The following is a 22,467-nucleotide window of genomic DNA, read 5'->3' as shown; positions in this document are numbered from 1 at the left end:
CCGCACCGACCGGCTCACCCGCCTCAGTGACAGGCGGCGGTGCCCTCATCCTTGAACGCCGGTTCCCCGGCGGCAGAGCGCCACGACCAGGAGTACTCACCCGGACCGAGCGTGAGCCGGAGTGCTCCGAAGGCATCGTCCTGGAACGCCGCGAGCTGTGTCGGACGAGGCTCGGGACCGGCTTCGTTCAACCGCCGACCGCCGGTGCCGACGACGAATTGTGTGAGTCCGTCGGCGTCGGGAAGGCCCGCGGCGTCCTGCGGAAGCCATCGCTCGTAGTTGTGGGCGTTCCCGCCGAGCACCACCTCGGCGTCCCAGTCCTGGAGCAAGTCCCACAGCGGTCGCACGTGGGGCTGCGGGCCTCTGGGTCGGCCATCCCGCTGCCACCACGAGACCCACAGGAACCGCGGATCGTGCCAGAACGCGAGCGTGCAGGGATAGCGATCGGGCGGATGTGCCTCGAGGTCTGCGCGCAGCCATTCGAATTGCGGGGTGCCCACCCCGCAACCGTCGGCGTCGAGGCAATCCGGTGAGTTCAGCGAGAGCACGTGCCATGCTCCGAGCTCGAAGGAGTAGTAGCCGTGCGGGGGCCCCGCGACTTCGCCGAAGTACGAGAAGTACTCGCCTGTATGACCGTCCCACTCCGCGTCACCCGGGGTGGGGGACGAGATCGAACGGAGCCGCCCGAAGGAACGGTCGAAGTGTCGTTCGTACGACACCACATCGTCGTCCGACGGATACTGGATGTCGCCGAGCAGGAGGAGCCGGTCGGGATCGATCGTGCGGACCAGATCGGCGACGAGGTGGTCACGGCACGCATCGTCCGCGTCGGCGGGATGGTCGGATGGGTTGCCGCACGCGATGTCGCCGACCGCCGCGACGACATGTTGCTCTTGTGGGATGCGGGGCGGCACTCGATCGTCGGTCGTGCAAGTCGCGAGCGTCGCGAACGACATCGAGACACAGACCGTCACACGGCCGAGGTGCTTCCTTCGACGGACCCACTGGAACGTCACGGCGCCGCAGAGCGTACCCCTGGGCATCCGCGGTCCCCTCGGGTGCCTCTGATACCCTCGTCCGGAACGTCTGCCATCGCCTGAGGACCCGACATCGATGAGCTTGGCCCAGACGACTTCCCCCCGTGGACGTGTTCCGACGAGGCGATCGGAAGCGGTCGCGCCGGAGCTCCACACCGACTCGTACCGGCTTGCCCGCGCCTTCCTGGTGATCATGTCGATCACCGTGATCGACGTCTTCAACGTCCTCGACCGCGGGTTCGCGGCGTTCCGGCCCGGGGCGCAGCCGGGGGGTGCGATCCGCTACCTCGTCCTGCTTGTCCCCCTCTCGGCCGCGCTGTGGATCCGACTGCAGCAGCCGTCGTTCGTGATCCGTCGTCCGATGCCGGCCGAGGCGGTGCTCTTCGCGTTGTTCGGTCTCGGTCTCGTCGGCTCGCTGGTCGGCATCGCCGTCCTCGGTACGGAGCACACCTCGCGTCCGGTCTTCTTGCCCATGTCCCTCGGCCTGCTCGCGGTGCTGGTGATCCAGCCGCCCACGCAGCGCGAGGTCCGGACGATGGTCCGGTGGCTCTCCAACATCGGGTTGGTCTACATCGTGATGAACGCGCTGGTGAACATCGGGATCCTCCCCTTCGCTCAGTACCAGCAATACCGCAACGCGAGCGTCGCCTTCCTCGTGCTCGGCCTCGGGGCAGCCGTCGCCGCCGGCCAGCGCCGCCGCCTCCTGCTCGAGGTGGCGCTCTCCGTGGTGGTGTTCATCACCTACCCATCGGCGACGATGGTGCTGACCCTGCTCGTGCTTGCGTTGACCTTGTACGTCACGACCGAGCGCGCGTCGGCGTTGCGGGCGGTGCTGCTCGGGGGCCTCATCGTCGCGTTCGCCGTGATCGCCCTCTCGAACCTGCAGGCGGGCATCCGGATGTCGGACCGATACTTCGACCTGGTGAACAAGGCGAACGCCAACGCGACGAGGCTCGATCTCTGGTCGGCCGGCGTCGATCGCTTCGAAGCGTCGCCGCTCGTCGGCAGCGTCTTCTCAGGTGAGGTCGTCGCGGAGCGATCCCGTGACGGGAAGGATCTGCCGTTCCACAACGACTTCGTCCTCTTCCTCGCCCTCGGAGGATTGCTCGGGATCGGTCTGTTCCTCGCGTTCCTCATCGTGACCGAGGTCACACTCATCAGGTGGGTCCATCGGTTCAGACGGGCAGGCGATCAGGACCGGGCGGGCCTGGTGCGGGCGGTCCTCGTCGGCATCAACGCGTTCTTCGTCGCGATGGCGTTCAACCCGGTCCTGTCGGGGGCTTCCCGCTCCGCGGTGCTGTTCGGTCTGTTCGCGATCGCGATGTCTGTCGGGGCGCCGCTGCAGGTTCCTGAGGTCGAGGAGCTCAGCGAACCCGCGGCGCCATCCGTTTGAACGCGGCCCGCTTCCGTCGCTGCGCCCAGCGCCAATACAGGCCGTGGACCGCGTCGGAGATGAGCAGGCGAGGTCTCGACGGCAGCGCATCGAGCCCCTCGAGCAGTGCGTCGCGGTCGTACCCCATGACCGCGAGCCGCTCCGCGCCGATGCGATCGAGCCAGTCGTGGCACCATCGCTTCCGCCACGGGCTGCCGAGCTGACGCCTCCACTTCTCCAGCGGCTGCGTGCTGAGTTCCCGGTAGTCGTGCACGCCCGTCGGATCCCCCATCGTCCCATGCAGGTCGACGTCGGCGAAGGCCGTCAGCACGGACGGGTCGAAGTCGAGGTCGAGGTAGGCGAACAGGGTCGGCCATGTCGCCAGCGGGTCGCCGACGAGGGCCTCGAAGTTCACGGCGATGGCCCGTTCCTGTGATCCGAGGTACGCATCGACCAAGTCGATGATGCCGTCGAGATCTCCCTTCCAGCGATCCACCGTCCAGCGGCCCTTCGTCCACGTCTCGCAGATCGAGGCCACCACGGCGAGGGGATTGCGCCACAGGAAGATGAGCTTCGCGTCGGGGAACATCAGATCGAGCTCGGGCAGGATGAAGTGGTACCGAGGGGTCTTGTCGAGGAAGTACCGGGCGCTTGGATCGGCCGCAGCCGAGTACAGCTCGAGGGCGAACCCTCTGAGAGCGTGCCAGTAGTCACCTTCGCCGCCCGGGAGTCCATCGATGAACTCGCGGATGGCGCGAGCGGCCACCGGCTGCGTGTATTCGGCGGCGATGCCTCGTTCCCGCGTCGCGTAGGCATGCGGCAGGAGCACCCATGGCTCGGCGGCGGTCGAGATCTCTGCATGCGATGCCAGCACCCGCTGCGCGAGCGTGGAACCGGAACGGGGCATCGAGAGCAGGAAGATCGGCTGCACGTGTCGGTTCCCTCCGTGCATCGACCGTACCGCTGCGGTCGTGCCGGTGCCTTCGTGAGGAGCCGGCGGTGTCACGTCGCTCATCTGGCGCGAGTCCTCAATGCGGCGTGAAGGAGATCTTGCCGGTCTTCTTGGCGATCAGGAACCGCGGGTTCCGGGCGTTCACCCGCAGGCTCAGGAGACGACCCCGTATCCAGGCCCAACGGTCCTCGGGCCCGTTCTTCTCTCGCACGCGCGCGCTCTCGCGCGCCATCACGTCGGGCTTGTACGACAGCTGGTCACCGTGGAGCCGGAATCGACCCAGCGTGTCGGAGACGATCAGTGGCGCAGCGACGGCCCGGCATCGAGCGAACATGTCGTAGTCACCCGTGTTCCGGAACGACGTGTCGAACGGTCCCACGCGCTCGAAGAGCTCCCGGCGGAGCCACGTGCACTCTTGTGGTACGTGAGACCAACCCATGCCCACGTACTCAGCGAGCGTGAACGGAACGGGCTGCAACGGGGCCAGCAGGGCGCCCTCCGCGTTCACGTACTCGCGGCGGCCCATCAGCCACATCGCGTCGGGGTGCTCGCCGAACGCGCGGGCGACCGATGCGAGCGCTCCCTCGGTGAGCTCGTCGTCGGCGTTCAGGTATCCGAGGATCGAGCCGTGCACCAGCGAGAGTCCCCTGTTGATCGCGTCGTACATGCCGCCGTCGTCGGTGGAGACGACGACACGCGTGGGGTAGCGTCTCGCGATCTCGACGGTCCGGTCCGTCGAGCCACCGTCGACCAGCACGTGGTCGATCCGGATGTCGTCGGAGGCCTGGCTCCAGATCGATTCCATGGTCGCCTCGAGGTACGTCTCCGCATCGAGCGTCGGGGTCACGATCCCGAACGTCGTGGGTGACCGATCGATCGACGAGCGTCGTGTCGAGGAAGGCGCGGGATCCATGGTTGGCAACGATCGACTATCGCGGGCGCATCCGACACACGGTCAGAACGGACGGCTCTTGCACGCGATCCTCCATGGAACGGGGACTGTACGCTCGGCGGCCTACGCTACCACCGGGGTCCGTGCCGCTTCATCGGCCGAAGGCCCTCTGAAGTAGGACCTTCGACCGACCTCCGTCCAAGCGATTGCACGTGGGGAGACGTCTGCTAGAGTCGGCGACGACCTCGTCGGTGATAGGGAGTACATCGACGAGGTTCTGTCGTATCGAGGAACGACGAAGGGGGGTGCGATCGCGAGAGTCTCGAGCCGGTCCCACGACAGGAAAGGTGCAGTCCCATGCGACGGCAACTGAGCAGCTTCCTTCTCCTGCCTCTGATGTTCATTCCCGCCCGCGTCAGCGCGGATCTCGGGTCCCGGATGGGGATCGAAGTCTCTCCGAGAGACCCGACCAGAGGCAACTACCGCCGGATCGCGACCTTCCTCGCCCGGCGAGTGCGAGCCGTCTCGCGCCTGTTCGTCCCCCGCACGGCCTCGGAGATGCACGTCATCGCCGCAGCCGCCAGGGCCGAGACGAAGACCACACGACCTCCCACCCGGCGGCGTCGAGCCGCCCGCGCAACCACGGTTCGGACCTTGCTCTCGTCCCCGCGGGTCCGACCGCAGACGACGTAGGCCCTCCTCCATTCGAACGCGGATCCGGGCGAAGTATGCCGGACCGTTCCTCAAGCACATCCCCTATCCGTGCCGATGCAGGCCGCGGAGGGTGAGGCGCCACAGCCGTGGCGGTCTGGACCGGGAGGAGACCATGCACGATCGCGAACGAGAACACGGAGAAGCCATCGGGCGCGCGCTCGACCGGCGCGACTTCCTCAAACGATCGGCGACGGTCGGTGCCGCCGCCATGGGCCTATCCGTTCTCGGGCTCGGTGAAACCCCTGCCTCGGCGCGGCCGGCGGCCCGCTGGTGGGGAGCGTTGGCAGAACCGCAGGGGGGGCAGACCCAGTGGGATGCCGTTCGCGCTCTCGAACGGAAGGTCGATCGGCGATTCGGGACGATCCATCACCGCTTCTACTGGACGGTCGATCTCGTGAACAGCTTCTCGCGGTGGGGGGTCAATACGGGACATAGGCCGATCCTCGCCTGGAACGGCAACCTGCAGGGCGGCGAGAACATCTGGAGCGGGATCGCTGCCGGCAACCACGACGGCTGGATCACGCGGCAGGCTCGCTCGCTCCGAGGAGCGAACTGGAGCACGTTCATCACGTTCCACAAGGAGCCCGAGGGCGAGGGGACACCCGCCCAGTTCCGAGCGGCCTTCGACCGGATCCAGCGGATCTTCCACAACGTGGGGGTCAGGGACACGAAGTGGATCGTCACGCTGACGGCAGCCACCTACAACGCGGGCGAGGCCCAGCAATGGCTGCCGAATCGATACGACCTGCTCGGGGTCGACGGCTACAACCGTGCGGGGTGCTCAGGGCCCTGGAAGACGTTCAACCAGACCTTCGCCTCGGCCAGGAACTTCGCCCGGCGCCGTGGCGACAAGCTCTACATGATCGAAGTGGGCTGCACGGAGAGCGGAGGCCAGCGCAAGGCGGAGTGGATCGCCGACGCACATCGGACGATCAAGAAGTGGCCCGAGGTCGTGGGGTTCTCCTACAACCACGAGCGCACCGACTGCAACTACTTCATCGACTCCTCGAACGCCTCGCTCAACGCGTTCTCGAGGATGGGCGCCGACGACGCCTTCCGCAAGCGGAACCGTCGCTGAACCGGTCTGACACCCCGCATGGGACGAGCCCGGCTGCGCCGGGCTCGTCCCATGCGGAACGCGAATCCTCGACTGCCCCTCGCCCGGGTAACCTCCCCGGCATGGCCGATCGCCGCCCGATCCTGGTGACCGGTTCCCATCGCTCGGGCACGGGGTGGGTGGGCGAGATGCTCGCCGCCTCGCCGGATCCGCGGCTCGCCTACATCTGGGAACCCTTCAGCCCCGTCGCCCGTCCCGGCATCTGCCCGGCACCGTTCGAGCGGTGGTTCGCCTACGTGACCGCCGAGAACGAGGGGCCCTACGTGCGCCCGATCAGCGACATGCTGGCCTACCGGTACCACCCCCACCACGAGCTCAGGTCGATCAGATCGCCCAAAGACGTGGGGCGGTTCGTCCGGGACTGGTCTGTCGTGAGTCGCCGTCGGCGCACGCAACCGGTCCCGCTCCTGAAGGACCCGATCGCGATCTTCTCCGCGCCGTGGCTCGCGGAACGATTCGATGCGCGGGTCCTCGTGTTGATCAGGCATCCGGCCGCGTTCACCCAGAGCCTGTTGGCGAAGAGATGGCGGCACCCCTTCGAGGACTTCCTCGCTCAGCCGCTGATGATGCGAGACCTGTTCGCGGATCGCGTCGATGAGATCAGGCGCTTCGCGGGGGTCGAGCAACCGCTCCTTGAGCAGTCGATCCTGCTCTGGAACCTGATCCATGAGCAGATCGTGCGGTTCCGCGACGCGCACGGAGAATGGCTCTTCCGGCGCCACGAGGATCTCTCACGCGACGCGATCCCCGAGTTCCGCGATCTCTACCGCCGCTTCTCGCTCACCTGGACCGACGAGACCGAGCGCGTGGTACGAGAGCATTCGGGTGCCGGCAACCCCGAGGTGACCGCTGACGCCGCGTCGCATCGACGCGACAGCGCGAAGGCGACCACCGCATGGAAGCGTCGGCTCGATCCCGACCAGATCGCCCGCGTCCGAGAGGCGACCGAGCCGACGTGGAGGGCGTTCTACAGCGATGGCGACTGGTAGCGAGACCCCCGCGTTCACCCTGAGGTCCGTTCGGCGCCGGCTCCTCGAGGGGTCGGCGTGGGTCTTCGGCGCGCGGGTGGCCACCCTGGTGCTGGGCGTCGTGGTCAGCGCCTTGCTCACCCGCATCCTCTCCAAGTCGCAGGTCGGGGACTACCTGTCGGCCGCGACGATGGCCTTCCTCGGCGGCGCGATCGCGCAGCTCGGCCTGGACCGGGCGACCGTCCGCTTCGTGGCCTCCGCGATGGGCGTCGGCCAACCTGGTCGCGCGCACGCTGCGATCCGGATGGCGTTGCGCTACGGCACGATCGGGGCCCTCGTCGTGGCGGCGGTCATCGCGCTCGGGTTCGGCCGCTTCATCGCGGACCGGGTGTTCGACTCACCCCAGCTCGCCTCCATGATGCCGGTCATCGCCGGCTGGGTGGTGACCCTCGCCCTCCAGGGGCTGTTCGTCGAGTCCTTCCGGGGCCTGCAGCGCTTCGGCGCCGCGACGATGCTGGACCAGGTCTTCACGAACGCGGCGTCGTCGATCACGTTCGGGGTCGTCTGGGTCGTGCGAGCCGACGTGAGCCCGGCCGCGATGGCCGCCCTGACCGCCTCGGGGGTCGCGATCGCCGTCGGGATCGCGGCGTTCCTGATGCTGCGCATCTTGCGCGGGCTCCGGGGGGAAGGGGAGCTCACCCGCTCCGAGATGTTCGAGGTGGCCCGGCCGCTCTGGGTCACGAACCTGGCGATTCTGATGCTCGGCAGCGGCATCGACCTGCTGATCCTCAACGCCTTCGAATCATCGGACGAAGTCGCCCTGTACGGCGTCGCCGCCCGCCTCGTGGTGTTCGTGGTCACCCCGTTCGTCATCTTCTCGGGGGTGATCCCGCCGATCATCGCGGAGCTGCACACCCAAGGGAAGATGCGCCAGCTGGAGAAGGCGCTGCGAGCCGGGGCGTCCCTCGCAGGCTTGCCGGCCCTCGCCGTGCTGGTGGTGTTCCTCGTCGCCGGGCCGTGGATCCTCGAGACGGTGTTCGGCGAGGAGTACATCGACGCGTATCCGATCCTCGCGATCCTGTCGCTCGGGCGTCTCTTCGCCGTGTGGGCCGGCTCGGCGGGGGTGACGCTGATGATGACCGGCCACCAGAAGACGATGATGAGGATCACCTTGTTCTCAGGAGCCGTGAGCGTGGGCGGAGGGATCGCGGCGACGGCGAGGTTCGGCGCGGTGGGCCTCGCGTGCGTGACTGCCGGCGCCCAGATCCTGCAGAACACGATGCAGCTGACGATGGTCAAGCGTCGCCTCGGCATCTGGACCCCGCTGCATCTGGACCCCCGGAAGCTGTACCGGTACCTACGACCCCATGGGCGTCGGGGCGAAGCGGCGGAGGATGCCGCGGAATCGGTCGCCGAGGTGCTGGTCGCGGAGGCCGACGAGCGGGGGGGCGATGGGCCCCCCGAGCGTGGGGGCGACGATCAGGATCCCGGTCCGTCGAAGGGCCAGACCTCGAGCCCGTGAATCGCGTTGCGCACGTCCATCGTGATGTTGACCGACGCGATGCGCTCACCGCCGTCGAGATCGTACGCGCTGAGCGTCGCGGGTGAGGATCCCCCGATCACGATCGAACCACCGAGCACGGCGAGTCCTCGGCCGAACGTCGGACGGGCGAGATCGCCGGGGAGGTCGGCGTGCTCGAGTAGCTCAGTAGGGTAGCTCGGCAGCGCCAGGGACGCACGGGTGTCGCCCTCGCGGTCCGCGAAGACGATGCGGTCGCTCTCGGTGTGGTTGAAGAGCACCCCGTCGCGGAACGGCCGCGCGTTGTGCGTGCCGTACGGCACGGTGGCGAACGCGGCGAGACGATCGTCCCGGATCTGCCAGAGCGAGCCCAGCCGCGTGCCGCACGTGAAGATCGCTCCCTCGTGTGGCCAGACGTTGTTCACATGCGTCGTGTCCGCGGGGTGCGGACCCCCCGGACCGTTGGGATCGTAGCGCTCGAATCGCGGTCGGGGTCGCAGTCCCACCCGTTTCATGGCCTTGGCGGCGGAGCCGTACCGAAGCATCCACGCGCGGGAGAACGACCCGGCGCGCAGATCGAACTCGAGCACGGAGTCGTAGCCGGTCGACGCCAGGTAGAGGCGATCGTCCGCGACGTTGATCTCGTGGCAGTGCTTCAGGTAGCGGTTGCGGAACGAACCTTGGCTCCGGAACTCGCGGTCGTAGACGAACACCTCGTCGCTCGCGGCGAGGTAGACGAGGCCGTCGTGGAAGGCGATGCCCCGCAGGCCACGGTCCCCCCCACGCCCTTCCCAGTCGATGTTCGCGTCGGACCAATCCACGACCTGCTCGAACGACTCGCCCTGCAGGTCCACGAGGTAGACCCCGCCGTGGCTTTCGCCTTGGTGCACCGAGCGGATCACCGAACTGCACAGCACGCGTGGCAAGGGAGGGGTCGGCATCGGGCCGGAGTATAGGGGAGCCCGCCTGGGGCTCATGGGTGCAGGGTCCTTCCCACCGCGGTTTCGTGGGTCGCGGGATGTCGCCTGTTAGCATTCCCCGACTTCCCCGACCGGAGCCGCGGCGAATCATGACGAGAGCAGAGTCGGATGACCCCACGGTCATCTTCCTGCACATCGGGAAGACGGCCGGAAGCACGATGCGACGCATCCTGCAGCACCAGTTCCCGTCGCGGCAGGTGCTCGATCTGACCCAGAAGATCCCCGACCCCAAGTACCGGCTGCGCCGCGAGGGCATGCCGGACCTCTTCGGAGCATTGCCCGAGGCCGAGCGGGCGCGACCCCGGCTCATCATGGCGCACACGATCTACGGACTGCATGAACACGTTCCCCGACCGTCGACCTACGTGACCCTGCTCCGCGATCCGGTGAAGCTCGTGATCTCCCTCTATCACTTCATCCTGCGCAGGCCCGCCCATCGCATCTACGACGAGGTGGCCGGGGCCGACCTGTCGCTCGAGGAGTTCATCCGGAACGGCGTCTCGCTCGAGGCGGACAACAGCCAGGTTCGTGCGATCGCCGGCGATCACTCCGTGCCTTACGGCGAGGTCGACGAGGCCATGCTCGACGCGGCCAAGGATCACATCGAGGAGCGGTTCCGCTGGGTCGGGTTCGTGGAGCGGTTCGACGAGGGGCTCGTGACGCTGCAGCGGACGTTCGGGTGGTCGAACACGTACTACATCCCCGTGAACGTCGCGTCCGGATCGAGGCAGCCTCCCGACCCCGACGCGCTGGACCTGATCAAGGAACGGAACAGGTTCGACATCGAGCTCTACCGCTGGGCCAACCAACGCATGGACGAGATGATCGCCGCCGACCCGGGGTTTGCCGGCGCGTACGAGCGGTTCCTACGCATGAATCGGCTGTACCGGCCGTGGGGGCATCTGACGTACACGTTGCCCAAGCGCGTTCACGACCGCCTCGTGACGCCTTCGTAGAGGGCGAGGAGCGCGGCGAGCCCCGCGTCCGGCCCGTACCGCTCACGCCACAGGGCGAACGCCCCGTTCCCGAGCCGAGTGCTGGTCGCGTCGTCTTCGAGGCGGCGGACGGCCTCCCGCCAGGCACCCGGTTCCTCGGCGGGCACGAGCAGGCCGGTCTCCTCGGGGACCACGCCTTCCGGGAGCGCGCCACGCTCGCTCGCGATCACCGGGACGCCACTGGCATACGCCTCGAGCGCCACCCGCGGGACGGCCGCCTCTTCCCAGCGGGAGGGGATCAGGACGGCTCGAGCCCCTCGGATCACCCCTGCCACCTCGTGGCCCTGCACATCACCGAGGAATCGGACCCCTGACGGAGCCGCGACCCGGAGTGGCTCGTCGGCGGGGCCGCTGCCCACGATCGTGAGGGGCTCGAGGGAGGGCTGGGAGGGCTGGGCCCCTCGCCATGCATCCAGCAGCGTATCGACACCCTTCTCGGGGGTGAGCCGACCCAGGAAGAGGAATCCGCGACCGGGGCCCCGTCGCCGGGGCGCCACCCCTGCGAAGTTGGGTTTCACCACGACGCGCTCGGACCGGTACCCCGCCCGGACGTACGTGTCGCGGATGAACCCGCTGACCGCGGCGTATCGGTCGACGGCGTCGAACGATCCGATCGCGCGGTGCGTCGTCAACGAGGTGGCGATCGTCGCGCTCCCGGCCACCGATTCGCGATAGCAGCGATGCACGATCCCGCGCCAGGGCACGTGTCCGACGCACTCCTCACACGGTCGGCCGTCCCTCGTCAAGGTGGCGGGGAGGCAGAGGAACCGGTAGTTGTGGAGCGTCACGACCACGACCGCGTTCCGACTTCGGGCCGCGCGCAGCACCCCGGGTGACAGTGACGGGAAGAGGTTGTGCGCATGCACGACCTCGATGCCGCGTTGCTCCACGATGTTCCGGACCTTCCGCGACGCCCGCCGTGACCAGACCGCATCGACCGCGGCACGCGCCTGCCCGGCGACGGAGGCGACGTCGGGCTCGGCCTCCCACGAGACGACCAGGTGACCCGCCGAGCGGAGCAGCTCGATCTCGTCCCGCACGACCCTGTTCTCGCCGGACGTGTCACCGGACCGATAGCGGTTGTGCAGCACCAGGATGCGCATCAGCGTCGGGCGTCGGTTCGCCGTGTCGTGGTGAGGTCGGTCCTCATCGTCGGTCCTGCGCGTCGAGCTGGGCGGTGAGGGCCGTCGGATCGGTCACCGGCAGCCGACACGAGAACCCTTCGCAGACGTAGGCCGTCGCGGTCCCGTCGGTCGAGGAGCGCCCCCGCAACAGGGGGACAGCCCGCTCGGCCGCGGCATCGTCGGGCCGCCCGACGGCGAGCACCAGGTTCGGTCGGAACCGTCGAAGGTTCGCCTCCGACACCAGCGACAGCGTGTCGGGACCCGCGGGGTCGCCAACGATCGCGACCTGGCTGCGCGGGCCGATCAACCGGTCGAGGACGCAGAGCGCTTGTCCGAAGGCCCCGGGTGCGCGTTCGAACGCGTCGCCGACGGCTCGGAGCGCTGAGACGGCGTCGGCCTCGAGATCTGCCTCGCCGGTGAACGCCGAGAGCCGCAGCAGCAGGTCGGCTGCGGCCGAGTTCCCGCTCGGCGTCGCGTTGTCGTAGAGATCCTTCGGGCGCACGACCAGGGCTTCCGCGTCCGACCCGGTCTGGAAGAAGCCGCCCCGCTCGCGATCGGCGAAGAGGCGTCGGAGGTCATCGGCGAGTTCCCTGGCGCGTTCGAACCACGAGAGCTCGAACGTCGTCTCGTACAGAGTGAGGCAGGCCGACGCCATGAGAGCATGGTCGTCGGCGAAGCCCGTTCCTCCCGCAACCCCGTTGCGCCAGGCTCGGAGCAGGCGGCCGTCCGTCCCGCGAAGGTGCTCGAGGACGAACGTCGCTCCCCGCTCGGCCGCCGTCGTGTACGCGGGCTCGGCGAGCGCGCGACCCGCCTCTGCGAGGGCGGCGATCGCCATGCCGTTCCAGGCGGCGAGCACCTTGTCGTCGGTCGCGGGCCGCACGCGCGCCTCACGAACCTCAAACAACACCCGCCGCGAGTCGTCGATCTCGGCAGAGAGATCGACCGGATCGAGATCCACGGTGGCCGATCTCCCCGCGCCCGCATCCGGGTTCCGAAGCACGTTCGTCGGCCCGTGATCGCCGATCCAGTTGCCCTCCGGCGTGGCCCCGAACGCCCTCGCGACCGGTTCGCCGACGAGCTCCGTGAGCTCGCCCCACGACCACGTGAAGTACCGCCCCTCGATCCCCTCGGAGTCGGCGTCCTGCGAGGAGTAGAAGCCCCCCTCGGGGTGCTGCATCTCCCGGAGCAAGTACTCAGCGGTCTCGGTCGCCACCGTTCGGTAGCGCGAGGAGCCGGTCACCTGCCAGGCCCGCGTGTAGAGCTGCAGCAGCTGGGCGTTATCGTAGAGCATCTTCTCGAAGTGGGGCACGTGCCAGCGTTCGTCGGTCGAGTACCGTGCGAAGCCGCCTCCGAGTTGGTCGTAGATGCCACCGCCGGCCATGCGGTCGAGCGTGGTCGTGACCATGTCGAGGACGCCGTCCACGCCGCGCACGGCCCGCCGCAGCAGGAATTCGAGCGTCATCGGTGGGGGGAACTTGGGAGCGCCGCCGAAGCCACCCCACGTCGCATCGAAGGTGCGTCGGAGGCCCGCGACCGCCGCATCGGCCAGCGTCCGGTCGAGCGACCCTCCGGTCGCCGGTGGCGCTGCCGCCTTCGCGATCGCCTGTGTGACCCGTTGTCCCTGCCCGACGACCTCGGCACGGCGTTCGCGCCACGCTTCCGCCACGCCTCGCAGCAGGTCCCGGAACGCCGGCATGCCGTGCCGAGGCTCGGGCGGGAAGTACGTGCCCGCGTAGAACGGCTCGCCCTCGGGGGTGAGGAACGCGGACAGCGGCCAGCCGCCCTGGCCCGTCATGGCCTGGACGGCGTCCATGTAGATCGCGTCCAGGTCGGGGCGCTCCTCGCGGTCGACCTTGACCGAGACGAAGTGCTGGTTCATGAGCGCCGCCGTGGCCTCGTCCTCGAAGGACTCGCGTTCCATCACGTGACACCAATGGCAAGCCGCGTATCCGATGGACAGGAAGATCGGCTTGCCTTCGGCGACGGCCTTCTCGAGCGCTTCGTCCCCCCAGGGGTACCAGTCGACGGGGTTGTGGGCGTGCTGGAGCAGGTAGGGACTCGACTCGCTCGCGAGGCGGTTCGGTCGTGGACGCGGTCGCTCGGTCATGGCCCGACCAGTGTGTCATCCGGAGCGATGAGCACGGCGGGCTCGATTCAGGCGTCCCGAGCTCATGCCGATGGAAGCGTATGCACGCCCGCATCCGCGTCCTCGTCGTGGGCCCCGGTCCCCGCCTGGTGCGCCGACTCGTCACGGACCTCCCGACACGCGGTCCGGTGTCGGTGGCGGGTCCCGTCGCCGACGCGGTCGACGCCGTGGACGCGCTCTCGCTCGGCTCGACCGATCTCGTGGTCGTGGATCTCGATCGCGCCGACGGGCGCGGCACCGAGGTGATCGCGGCGATCGCCGGTGCCGGCGGCGTCGGGCGGGTGCTCGCGGCGAGCGAACGCGGTGGCCCCGAGGTCGCAGCCGATGCGCTGTCCGTCGGGGCATGCGGGGTCCTGCCGTCCGGCCGCGACGGATCGTTGGTCGAGCTGTTCCGGCGTGCCCTCGCCGGAGAGCTGGTCCTCCCGGCGGAGGACCTGTCCCTGCTGGTCGACCGGATCACGTCGTCCGTCCGCGACGATCCGGGTGGCGCCAACGCCCTCGAGAGGCTCACCCGTCGTGAGCGCGAGATCCTGCAGACGCTCGCGGCCGGTGCGTCGACCGCGGACGTGGCCGAGGCGTTCGGCATCAGTCCGCTCACCGTGCAGAGCCACGTGAAGAGCATCCTGGCCAAGCTCGGTGTCCACTCGAAGGTCGAGGCCGTGCGCATCGCGTGGCGGCACGGCCTGGCCGCGACCTCGCCCTCACGCGCGGGCGCGGTCACGGGTGCGGGGTAGCGTTCTTCCTCATGGATCCCCAGGCCGTTTCGGTCGTGATCGCGGCCGGCCACGGCGTGGTGGGCGAGGTGGCGCGGCGTGCGTGCGCAGCCGAGCCGGGCCTGGTCGTCGTGGGAGAGGTCCGCGACGGCGCGGCCCTGCTCGAGGCGTGCCGCACCCTTCGACCCGATGTCGTCGTGCTCGACGAGGCCCTCGACGGAGGTGGCCCTGAGCTCCCTGCGCTCCGCTCGCTCCGTGAGGAAGGCGTGGCCGTCGCCGCCGTGGTCCTGACCGATCGCACCGACGGCGCCTCGGTGCTGTCCGCGCTCCGGTTGGGCGCTCGTGGGTACGTGCGCAAGGCCGCCGGGCTCGCCGCGGTCGGGACCGCCGTGCGGACCGTGGCCGACGGCGGTCGGGCGATCGAGCCGGAGTTCGAACAGGCGGCCGTCATGGCCCTCGGGCGGTTCGCGCGACAGGCTCGGGAGGGGTCCGAGGTCCAGGCCACGCTCACGGCTCGTGAGCACGAGATCCTGATGCTGGTGAGCCAGGGAATGACGACGCAGCAGGTCGCTCGCCGTCTCGGCATCTCGCCACGCACGGTCGAGACCCACGTGGCGAAGCTGTATCGCAAGCTGGGTGTGCGCACCCGCGTGCAGGCGGTCGCTCGGGCAGTCGAGCTGGGTCTGATCGAGCCTTGATGACCCGGCGAAGGTAGCCGGGCTGTCCGCCTGACGCTCAGCCGCTGACTCATCGCTGCCGATAGGGGAGACGGCCCTCGAACGGGCCGAAGGCCCAGCGTCCATCCGGAGGCACCGTGAGTCCACGCCCCACCACGACCGCACCACCGCGCACACGCCGGCTCGGCGTGGTCGTCGTCGATCCGTTGCCGGTCGTTCGAGCCGGTCTCACGATGCTGATCGACGATCGCCCCGACATGGAGGTGATCGCCGAGACAGGCACGGCCGATGAGGGCTTGGAGATCGTGAGCCGCGTGCGACGGTCGCGCGTCGTCATCCTCGTCGGGCTCGGCCTCGGGGGGGGCCATGACGCGTTCTGGCTGATCCGCACGCTGCGTGAGCGCTTCCCGGCGCACGCGATCCTCGGGTGCGGCGCCAACGCCGATGCCACGACGATCTCGCGAGCGCTCTTCATGGGCGCCGACGGGTTCGTCGACAAGAACATCGATCCCGTCGAGTTCCTGCAGTCACTGCGGCGTGCCGCCGACCGGGAGATGGTGCTGGCCGGGCCGGGATCGGTCGCGGTCGGACAGATCGCCGAAGGCATCGAGCGCCGGCGTGACCTCGACGTGCGGCTGACCGTGCGGGAGCGACAGGTGCTGAGCGTCGCCGCCGAGGGGCTCACCGCGCGTGAGATCGCGGACCGCCTCGGAGTGCGAGAACGAACGGTCACGACGCACCTCGCGCGCATCTACGGGAAGCTCGGCGTCGGCAGCCGACTCGCCGCGATCCGACTCGCCGCTCGGGCCGGCCTCGTCACCGTCGGAGTGGCCGAGTAGGACTCGTCCGGCAGGTCCGGTCCCAGCCCCCGCTGGTTACGCCGGCACCGGGCTCGTCGAAGTCGCCAGATCGCGGATGAAGAGCAGGCCCCTCTCATCCTCGTAGGCAAGGATCCAGGCCGGGTCCTCGGCGAGGGCACCGACGAGCGAGGATCCGTCGGTGGGAAGCATGACGGCGTCCACACCCCAGGAGTCGAGGACCTTGTGGTAGTCGTGCCCTCCTGCGGCCGCAGTCTGATACTCCTGCCAAACGGATTCAGGGAAGATCTCGATCCTAGAGTCCACGAAGACGCGCACGTCGGGTGAGGCGAACTCCACCCATGAGGCCCAGGGTTGATACACGAACACCCTAGCGCCAGCCGGCAGTTGGCGATCCGCGGCAGCGACCAACGGAGCAGGCGGCATGCCGCTCACGATCGGGCGTCTCGGCCCGACCCAGGGGAGCGCCGCAACTAGGGCCACGCCAAGGACCGAAAGGATGGCGCCGTTCATTATCCGTGCCCCGCGCGGTGTCTCTGACGCCGAAGAACGACCGGGGATCATGGATGCCACGAGCGGCATCACCGCGACGATCCACCACAGCACATTTCGCTGCGCGCTGAGGGCGAGTAAGGAGAACCCGACCAGCCACGCAAGGTCGAGCCAGCTCAGAACCCGCCCACGACGAGCGAGGATCCCCCCAAGCGCAACGATCGCACTCATGAAGAGGGCCCCACCAAGCGTGTCGATGGTTGGGGGCCTCCACTCCTCGACGGCGTTTCGGATGATCGGATCGGTTGCGAGCGATGAGACGTAAGCCCAGACGTTCGTACCGAACGGACTGAGCAGGGTCGCGGCGATCGTCGCTCCCGCCACCGCGATCGTCGTCTTCCAGGTTGGGCGTCGTTGCACGACGTCTTCGAGCATCGCGAAAGCGACCACGGCGACGGCAAGTACGAATGAACCATGCAGATTGACCCAGAGTGCAGTGATGAAGGGGATGGCCCACATCGCCCATGGATGCCTCTGCCGGACGGCGAGAACAAGGACGCATGCGGCGAACAAGACCGCACCGAGCATCTGTGGACGGAGCGCGAGGTATGGCATGGCGACGATGTACGCGATCACAGTGACGGCACACGCCGTCCGCGCTGATGCTCGTTTGCTTCGGCACGACGCGTAGATGCTGAGTCCCACAGCGGCAGCGCAGACTCCCCGAAGCACGACGAGTGCCGGGAATCCGCCGACATCGTGAACGGCGGACAGGAGCACCTGCGCTCCCCATTGCTGATCGACCCACACTCGCCCATCTGCGCCGAACGTCATCTCGTCGACCCTGGGGATCGCATGTTGCGCTCGGATCAATGAACCGATGCGCAGGTGGTACGCAAGGTCGATCGTGGGCAGGCGCGCCAGCAAGGCGAGCAGGGCGGGGGCAACCACCGCCAGCGTGGTCCAGACATCGTCGAGCGTCGGTCGACGATGGATCCTGTGGCCATCATCGACGAGGTCCGCTTGCCTTCCCAGGGGGTACCCGGTCGTCTCGGTCGAAGTGGCCATCCGTGGGATGCATCGACTTCCTGCGCGTTCAACTGGAGTCCATCGCGAAGCGTACGTAGGAATACGTAACCGAGGTCAGTGAAACATGGAATTCCCTGGTCAGAGGGGTCGCCCTACCTTGTTGTTGCGCTCAAGCTTTCGCGCCGAAGGGTCGAAAACCCCTTCGACAGGACGGGATTCGAGTTCCGGAGGAAGGGGGTGCAATACATGCTTCGTCTCTACACGGGAGTCACCACCTGGTGGGCCGACCTCAAGGGTCGTGCCGCCGAGGAGGGTGGTGCAACGGCGGTCGAGTACGCCCTCATGGTGGCGTTGATCGCGGTCGTGATCATCGCGGCCGTGACCTTCATCGGCACGTCGGCCGACTCGCAGTTCGACAAGGTGGGCAGCGCGGTCCAGGGCGCGTGACCCCCAACAAGAACGAGTGACCGGTTCGCCGGTCGCTCGCTCGTCCGGAGCCGCGATGGCGAGCCCGAACGAGCGAGGGACCGGCGGAGTCGTGTGGGTCGAGAGATCCACGGGTTCGGATCCGCGGGAGATCACCCGTAAAGGCCGGAGATCTCCGGCCGATGGATAGACATCGCAGATGTCCATGAAAGGAGCAGGAAGATGAGGTCACGCGGTCTGGTGGTCGCCATCGCCGTGGTCCTCGCCATCGTGGCGGCGGCAGCGGTCATCCTCTACACCAACGGGGTCAAGAGCGACGCCGTGACCGGAGGCGCGCTCTCCGTCGTCGTCGTGTCCAAGCAGGACATCCCCGCGAACACGAACCTCAACCCCTTGATCGACGAGGGCGTGTTCAGCGAGCTGAAGGTGCCGACCGACGCGGTCGTCGGTGGCGCCGTCACGAGCGTCACCGAGCTGCGCGGCCAGACGACGACCGCCCCGGTGCTGGCGAACGAACAGATCGCGATCGCGCGTCTGTCCAGCGGCGAGGCTCCCAAGGGTGGCTCGCTCGGCATCTCCGAAGGCAACGTCGGACTCCCGATGGTGCTGGAGGGCGGTCCCGCCGGCTACGGCAACATCCAGCGCGGCGACAACGTCGTCGTGTACGCGACCTTCAAGGAGGGCGAGTTCGTGCAGAAGGGCGCCCTGCGGCAGATCCTGTCGCCGGCGCAGCTCGCGAGGGTGCTCCAGAGCGTGGGGAGTGCCGGTCCGATCGTGCAGATCCCGTTCCAGTTCACGGTCGCGGTGGTGCCGTCGGCCCGGGTGCTGAACATCCAGAACCCCGTCGCCGTCGAGGGCACCAACTTCAGTGAGACCGACATCCCGGTCACCTTGGACCTGTCGCCCGAGGACGCGGAGGCGGTCTCCTACGCCCTCGTCAACGCCGACCTGGTGAACCTCGGTCTGCTGCCGCCGGAGAACGAGGACGGCTACAGGGTCGAGGCCAGCCTGGGCGCATCCTACGAAGACGTCGTGGGGGCGAAGGGGGCATGACCGAGGCCAGCGTCGTCGCCGTCGGGACGCCGCAGTCCTTCCGCCAGCAGCTGGCCCGGGCCATCGAGGTCGAGCCGGAGGAGGTGGGCTGGGTCCAGTCCGCGACCGCGGCAGAGGAACTCCTGATCCACGCGTTCGGTCCGATCGACGTGCTGGTGCTGTCGCCGGAGGTCAAGGAGCCCGACGCGCTCGGTCTCGCCGAGTTCGTCGGGCGCCAGGCCCCGGGCACCGCGATCGTCATGGTCCGCGATCACACGTGGAACGGCCTGCTCCCCGCCGCGATGCGGGCCGGCATCCGCGACGTGGTCGACATGACCCAGGGGACCGAGGAGCTGCGGGACGCCGTCGAGCGTGCCGTGGTGTGGGCCTCGAACCTCCGCTCGGTCGCCGTCGTCCAGTCGGAGAGCCACGGCGGCCAGCGGGGCAAGATCGTCTCGATCTTCTCGTCGAAGGGCGGGGCGGGGAAGACGTTCCTGACGAGCAACCTCGCGTGTGCGATCGCCGAGGTGACGGGCCAGGACACCGCCGTGGTCGATCTCGACTTCGACATGGGCGACGTGTTCACCTACTTCGGAAGCGAGCCGCCATCGAACATCCCCGACCTGATGGCCCTGGGTGAGGGTGCCGATCATGAGCGCATCCGCACCGTGGGCCTGCAGCTCACCGAACACCTGTGGGCGTACGGCGCCCCGGCGGATCCCACGGCCGAGGCGCCGGCGGGTGAGGCGATCGGGAAGTTCCTGCGCGCGATGCGCAACGACTTCCCGTACGTGATCGTCGACGCCTCGGTGGACTACTCCGACTCGGCGCTGGTGTGCTTCGACCTGTCGGAGCTGATCTGCTTGATCACGAGCCTCGACGTCGTGGGTGTGAAGCACCTCGGCAAGGCGCTCGACACCCTGCTCCAGATCGGCCTCCCGCGCGACCGGTTCCGGGTCGTGCTGAACCGGGCCGACTCGAAGGTGGGGTTGGACGCGAGCGATGTCGAGCGGGTCATGAAGGTGCGGGTGGACGCGATGATCCCTTCGAGCCGGCTGGTGCCGACGTCACTGAACAAGGGCCGTCCGGTCGTGCTGGACGAACCATCGTCCGAGGTGGCCGTTGCGGTCAGGCAGCTGGCCGGCAAGTTCGTGGACGGAGTGGGCGCGACCGACAGTGTCGCACCGTCGAACGGGGAAGGCCGCAAGAAGAAGCGGCGCTTCGCCCGAACCTAGGCAGGGAACGAGGAGAGGAGCACCCCAGATGTCGCTGGCAGACAGGCTGGCCAAGTCCCAGCAGAAGGACCGGATCGCCGAGGTCCGGACCAGGGTGCAAGAGCGCCTGGTCGAGGTCCTCGGCCCACGGCTCTACGACTCGACGCTGTCCGACACCGAGCTGGAAGGCCTGGTGCACCAGCGCCTGCGCGAGCTGCTCGACGAGGAAGAGAACAGCCTCTCCGCCCAAGAGAAGCTGCTGGTCGTTCGCCAGATCGGCGACAGCGTGCTCGGTCTGGGCCCGCTCGAGCCGTACATCCGTGACCCCGAGGTCACGGAGGTCATGGTGAACAACTGGGACACGATCTACGTGGAACGCGCCGGCAAGCTCTTCTGGACGGGCACGAAGTTCCACGACGAGCAGCAGCTGCGGCGCACGATCGACAAGATCGTCGGCAAGGTCGGCCGCCGCGTGGACGAGGCGTCGCCCTACGTCGACGCCCGCCTGCCCGACGGTTCGCGTGTGAACGCCGTGATCCCGCCGCTGGCCCTCGACGGCCCGGCGCTCACGATCAGGAAGTTCGCCGCCGACCCGTACCAGGCCGACGACCTCGTGGAGTTCGGCACGATGAGCTCGGCCGTCGCCAAGTTCCTCGAGGCGTGCGTGCGGGGCCGCACCAACATCATGGTCTCCGGTGGGACCGGGGCCGGGAAGACGACGACCCTGAACGTGCTGTCGTCGTTCATCCCCGACGACGAGCGCATCATCACGATCGAGGACGCGGCCGAGCTGAAGCTGCAGCAGCCGCACGTGGTGCGTCTCGAGTCGCGCCCGCCGAACATCGAGGGCAAGGGCGCCGTCGTGATCCGCGATCTCGTGCGCAACTCCTTGCGTATGCGTCCCGACCGCATCGTGGTGGGGGAGGTCCGCGGCCCGGAGGCCTTGGACATGCTGCAGGCCATGAACACCGGCCACGACGGGTCGATCTCGACGATCCACTCGAACTCGCCCCGCGACTCGCTCTCACGGCTCGAGACGATCACGATGATGGCCGGCATGGAGCTCGGCTCGCGCTCGGTGCGCGAGCAGATCTCCTCGGCGATCCAGCTGATCGTGCACCAGTCCCGCCTGAAGGACGGTTCGCGCCGAATCACGCACGTGACCGAGGTCGCGGGCATGGAGAGCGACGTGATCACGTTGCAGGACATCTTCGTGTTCGACTTCTCGGCCGGCATGGACGAAGACGGCAAGTTCAAGGGGCGGCTGAAGTCGACCGGCCTGCGGCCGAAGTTCCTCGACAAGCTCGCCGAGCGCGGTGTGTACCTCGACGCCGAGACGTTCGCCCTGGAGCCGAGGGGGGACGCGTGAGCGCCCTGATCGCTGCCTCGTTCTGGAGCTCTCCGGTAGCGCAGATGGTGCTGGCCGGGTTGGTCGGCGCGACCGTGTTCGTCGTCGGCTGGCTGCTGCTCGGCACGGCTGCGCGGGCCAAGAAGGATCGGCAGATCGCGGCCCGTATGGCGGTCGTCAGCGGCGCAGGGAACCTCTCGCAGCCCGTGGGCGTCGCGACCGAGTCGTCGCAGGGGTGGATCCCGCAGCGGGTGACGAGGTTCGGCAAGCGGTTCGCGGAGTCGCGAGGCTTCAGCGACCGGCTCGATGCTGAGCTGGAATCTGCTGGCGTCAGCGTCCGTTCGGGCGAGTTCGTCGTGCTCTCGGTGGTCGCGTTCGTGGTCGGGGCGGTCGTCGGCGCCGCGGTGCTCCGCGCCGGGCTGCTGGCCCTGATCGCGGGTCTCGCGTGCGGCACAGGTCCGACGGTGGCCCTGCGCATGGCGCTCGGCAAGCGCACCGAGAAGATGCGTGAGCAGCTGCCCGACGTGCTGACGATCATGGCCAGCTCCCTGCGAGCCGGCCACAGCTTCATGCAGGCGCTGGACGCGGTCGCCCGCGAGATCCCGCAGCCGGCTGCCACGGAGTTCCAGCGGGTCGTCTCGGAGATCCGGCTCGGCCGTGCGACCGACGACGCGCTCGAGGCGCTGGCGATGCGGGTTGGCAGCGCCGACTTCAAGTGGGCCGTGCTCGCCGTGAACATCCAGCGTGAGGTCGGCGGCAACCTGGCCGAGATCCTCGACAACGTCGCCGACACGCTCCGGGACCGCGCGATGATGCGCCGCCAGATCCGGGTGCTGACGGCAGAGGGACGCCTCTCGGCGTGGGTGCTCGCCGCCCTGCCGGTCGCGATCGGCCTCTACATG

20 protein-coding genes are annotated in these 22,467 nt (G+C 68.5%); 13 read left to right on the top strand and 7 right to left on the bottom strand.

Features of this window, described 5'->3' with window-relative positions; all coding sequences use genetic code 11:
* Window positions 1-23: 23 nt before the first annotated feature.
* Window positions 24-1,043: a hypothetical protein gene (locus VFI59_07885; GenBank protein HET6713614.1), complete on the bottom strand. Its 1,020-nt coding sequence runs from the start codon at window positions 1,041-1,043 to the stop codon at window positions 24-26.
* Between the two features lie 70 nt (window positions 1,044-1,113).
* Between VFI59_07885 and VFI59_07880 the strand changes: the two genes are divergently transcribed.
* Window positions 1,114-2,430, top strand: a complete 1,317-nt coding sequence (locus VFI59_07880) for an O-antigen ligase family protein (GenBank protein HET6713613.1) — start codon at window positions 1,114-1,116, stop codon at window positions 2,428-2,430.
* Here the strand turns inward: VFI59_07880 and VFI59_07875 are convergent.
* On the bottom strand, window positions 2,402-3,424 hold the full coding sequence (locus VFI59_07875) for a sulfotransferase (GenBank protein HET6713612.1): 1,023 nt from the start codon (window positions 3,422-3,424) through the stop codon (window positions 2,402-2,404). The two genes, VFI59_07880 and VFI59_07875, sit on opposite strands and share 29 nt — an antisense overlap.
* A gap of 13 nt (window positions 3,425-3,437) precedes the next feature.
* Window positions 3,438-4,274, bottom strand: coding sequence for a glycosyltransferase family 2 protein (locus VFI59_07870; GenBank protein ID HET6713611.1), 837 nt, complete (start codon window positions 4,272-4,274; stop codon window positions 3,438-3,440).
* An 805-nt stretch (window positions 4,275-5,079) separates the two neighbouring features.
* Here VFI59_07870 and VFI59_07865 point away from each other — a divergent pair.
* The 3 genes from VFI59_07865 to VFI59_07855 all read left to right on the top strand — a co-directional run bounded on the left by VFI59_07865 (window position 5,080) and on the right by VFI59_07855 (window position 8,574).
* Window positions 5,080-6,045 (top strand): twin-arginine translocation signal domain-containing protein, encoded by a 966-nt coding sequence (locus VFI59_07865; protein ID HET6713610.1) that lies wholly within the window; start codon window positions 5,080-5,082, stop codon window positions 6,043-6,045.
* Between the two features lie 101 nt (window positions 6,046-6,146).
* On the top strand, window positions 6,147-7,073 hold the full coding sequence (locus tag VFI59_07860; GenBank protein HET6713609.1) for a sulfotransferase: 927 nt from the start codon (window positions 6,147-6,149) through the stop codon (window positions 7,071-7,073).
* Window positions 7,060-8,574: a flippase gene (locus VFI59_07855; GenBank protein ID HET6713608.1), complete on the top strand. Its 1,515-nt coding sequence runs from the start codon at window positions 7,060-7,062 to the stop codon at window positions 8,572-8,574. Before VFI59_07860 ends, VFI59_07855 begins: the two co-directional genes overlap by 14 nt.
* On the opposite strand, the gene VFI59_07850 is transcribed toward VFI59_07855, so the two are convergent.
* Window positions 8,532-9,512: a hypothetical protein gene (locus tag VFI59_07850; GenBank protein HET6713607.1), complete on the bottom strand. Its 981-nt coding sequence runs from the start codon at window positions 9,510-9,512 to the stop codon at window positions 8,532-8,534. The genes VFI59_07855 and VFI59_07850 overlap by 43 nt on opposite strands.
* A gap of 128 nt (window positions 9,513-9,640) precedes the next feature.
* Between VFI59_07850 and VFI59_07845 the strand changes: the two genes are divergently transcribed.
* Complete coding sequence (locus VFI59_07845; GenBank protein ID HET6713606.1) at window positions 9,641-10,507, top strand: hypothetical protein; 867 nt, start codon at window positions 9,641-9,643, stop codon at window positions 10,505-10,507.
* Here the strand turns inward: VFI59_07845 and VFI59_07840 are convergent.
* Entirely contained in the window at window positions 10,480-11,649 is a 1,170-nt protein-coding gene (locus VFI59_07840) for a glycosyltransferase (protein ID HET6713605.1), read from the bottom strand. The genes VFI59_07845 and VFI59_07840 overlap by 28 nt on opposite strands.
* 43 nt (window positions 11,650-11,692) lie before the next feature.
* Complete coding sequence (locus VFI59_07835; protein ID HET6713604.1) at window positions 11,693-13,777, bottom strand: thioredoxin domain-containing protein; 2,085 nt, start codon at window positions 13,775-13,777, stop codon at window positions 11,693-11,695.
* Between the two features lie 80 nt (window positions 13,778-13,857).
* On the opposite strand from VFI59_07835, the gene VFI59_07830 reads away from it, so the two are divergent.
* From VFI59_07830 to VFI59_07820, 3 genes are all read left to right on the top strand, one after another.
* On the top strand, window positions 13,858-14,550 hold the full coding sequence (locus tag VFI59_07830; GenBank protein HET6713603.1) for a response regulator transcription factor: 693 nt from the start codon (window positions 13,858-13,860) through the stop codon (window positions 14,548-14,550).
* 11 nt (window positions 14,551-14,561) lie between these two features.
* Complete coding sequence (locus VFI59_07825; protein ID HET6713602.1) at window positions 14,562-15,227, top strand: response regulator transcription factor; 666 nt, start codon at window positions 14,562-14,564, stop codon at window positions 15,225-15,227.
* A 116-nt stretch (window positions 15,228-15,343) separates the two neighbouring features.
* Window positions 15,344-16,045, top strand: coding sequence for a response regulator transcription factor (locus VFI59_07820; protein ID HET6713601.1), 702 nt, complete (start codon window positions 15,344-15,346; stop codon window positions 16,043-16,045).
* 36 nt (window positions 16,046-16,081) lie between these two features.
* On the opposite strand, the gene VFI59_07815 is transcribed toward VFI59_07820, so the two are convergent.
* Window positions 16,082-17,296, bottom strand: coding sequence for a hypothetical protein (locus VFI59_07815; GenBank protein HET6713600.1), 1,215 nt, complete (start codon window positions 17,294-17,296; stop codon window positions 16,082-16,084).
* Between the two features lie 495 nt (window positions 17,297-17,791).
* Here VFI59_07815 and VFI59_07810 point away from each other — a divergent pair, with 495 nt between their 5' ends.
* The 5 genes from VFI59_07810 to VFI59_07790 all read left to right on the top strand — a co-directional run.
* Window positions 17,792-17,992, top strand: coding sequence for a Flp family type IVb pilin (locus tag VFI59_07810; GenBank protein HET6713599.1), 201 nt, complete (start codon window positions 17,792-17,794; stop codon window positions 17,990-17,992).
* A 201-nt stretch (window positions 17,993-18,193) separates the two neighbouring features.
* Complete coding sequence (locus tag VFI59_07805; protein HET6713598.1) at window positions 18,194-19,024, top strand: SAF domain-containing protein; 831 nt, start codon at window positions 18,194-18,196, stop codon at window positions 19,022-19,024.
* Entirely contained in the window at window positions 19,021-20,238 is a 1,218-nt protein-coding gene (locus VFI59_07800) for a hypothetical protein (GenBank protein ID HET6713597.1), read from the top strand. Before VFI59_07805 ends, VFI59_07800 begins: the two co-directional genes overlap by 4 nt.
* Before the next feature lie 28 nt (window positions 20,239-20,266).
* Window positions 20,267-21,586: a CpaF family protein gene (locus tag VFI59_07795; protein HET6713596.1), complete on the top strand. Its 1,320-nt coding sequence runs from the start codon at window positions 20,267-20,269 to the stop codon at window positions 21,584-21,586.
* On the top strand, window positions 21,583-22,467 hold an 885-nt coding region (locus VFI59_07790), incomplete at its 3' end, for a type II secretion system F family protein (GenBank protein ID HET6713595.1). The genes VFI59_07795 and VFI59_07790, both read left to right, overlap by 4 nt.

It is taken from the genome of Actinomycetota bacterium, from assembly GCA_035697485.1.
Lineage (GTDB): Bacteria > Actinomycetota > UBA4738 > UBA4738 > HRBIN12 > JAOUEA01.
This window is presented reverse-complemented; position numbering and strand designations above follow the sequence as displayed.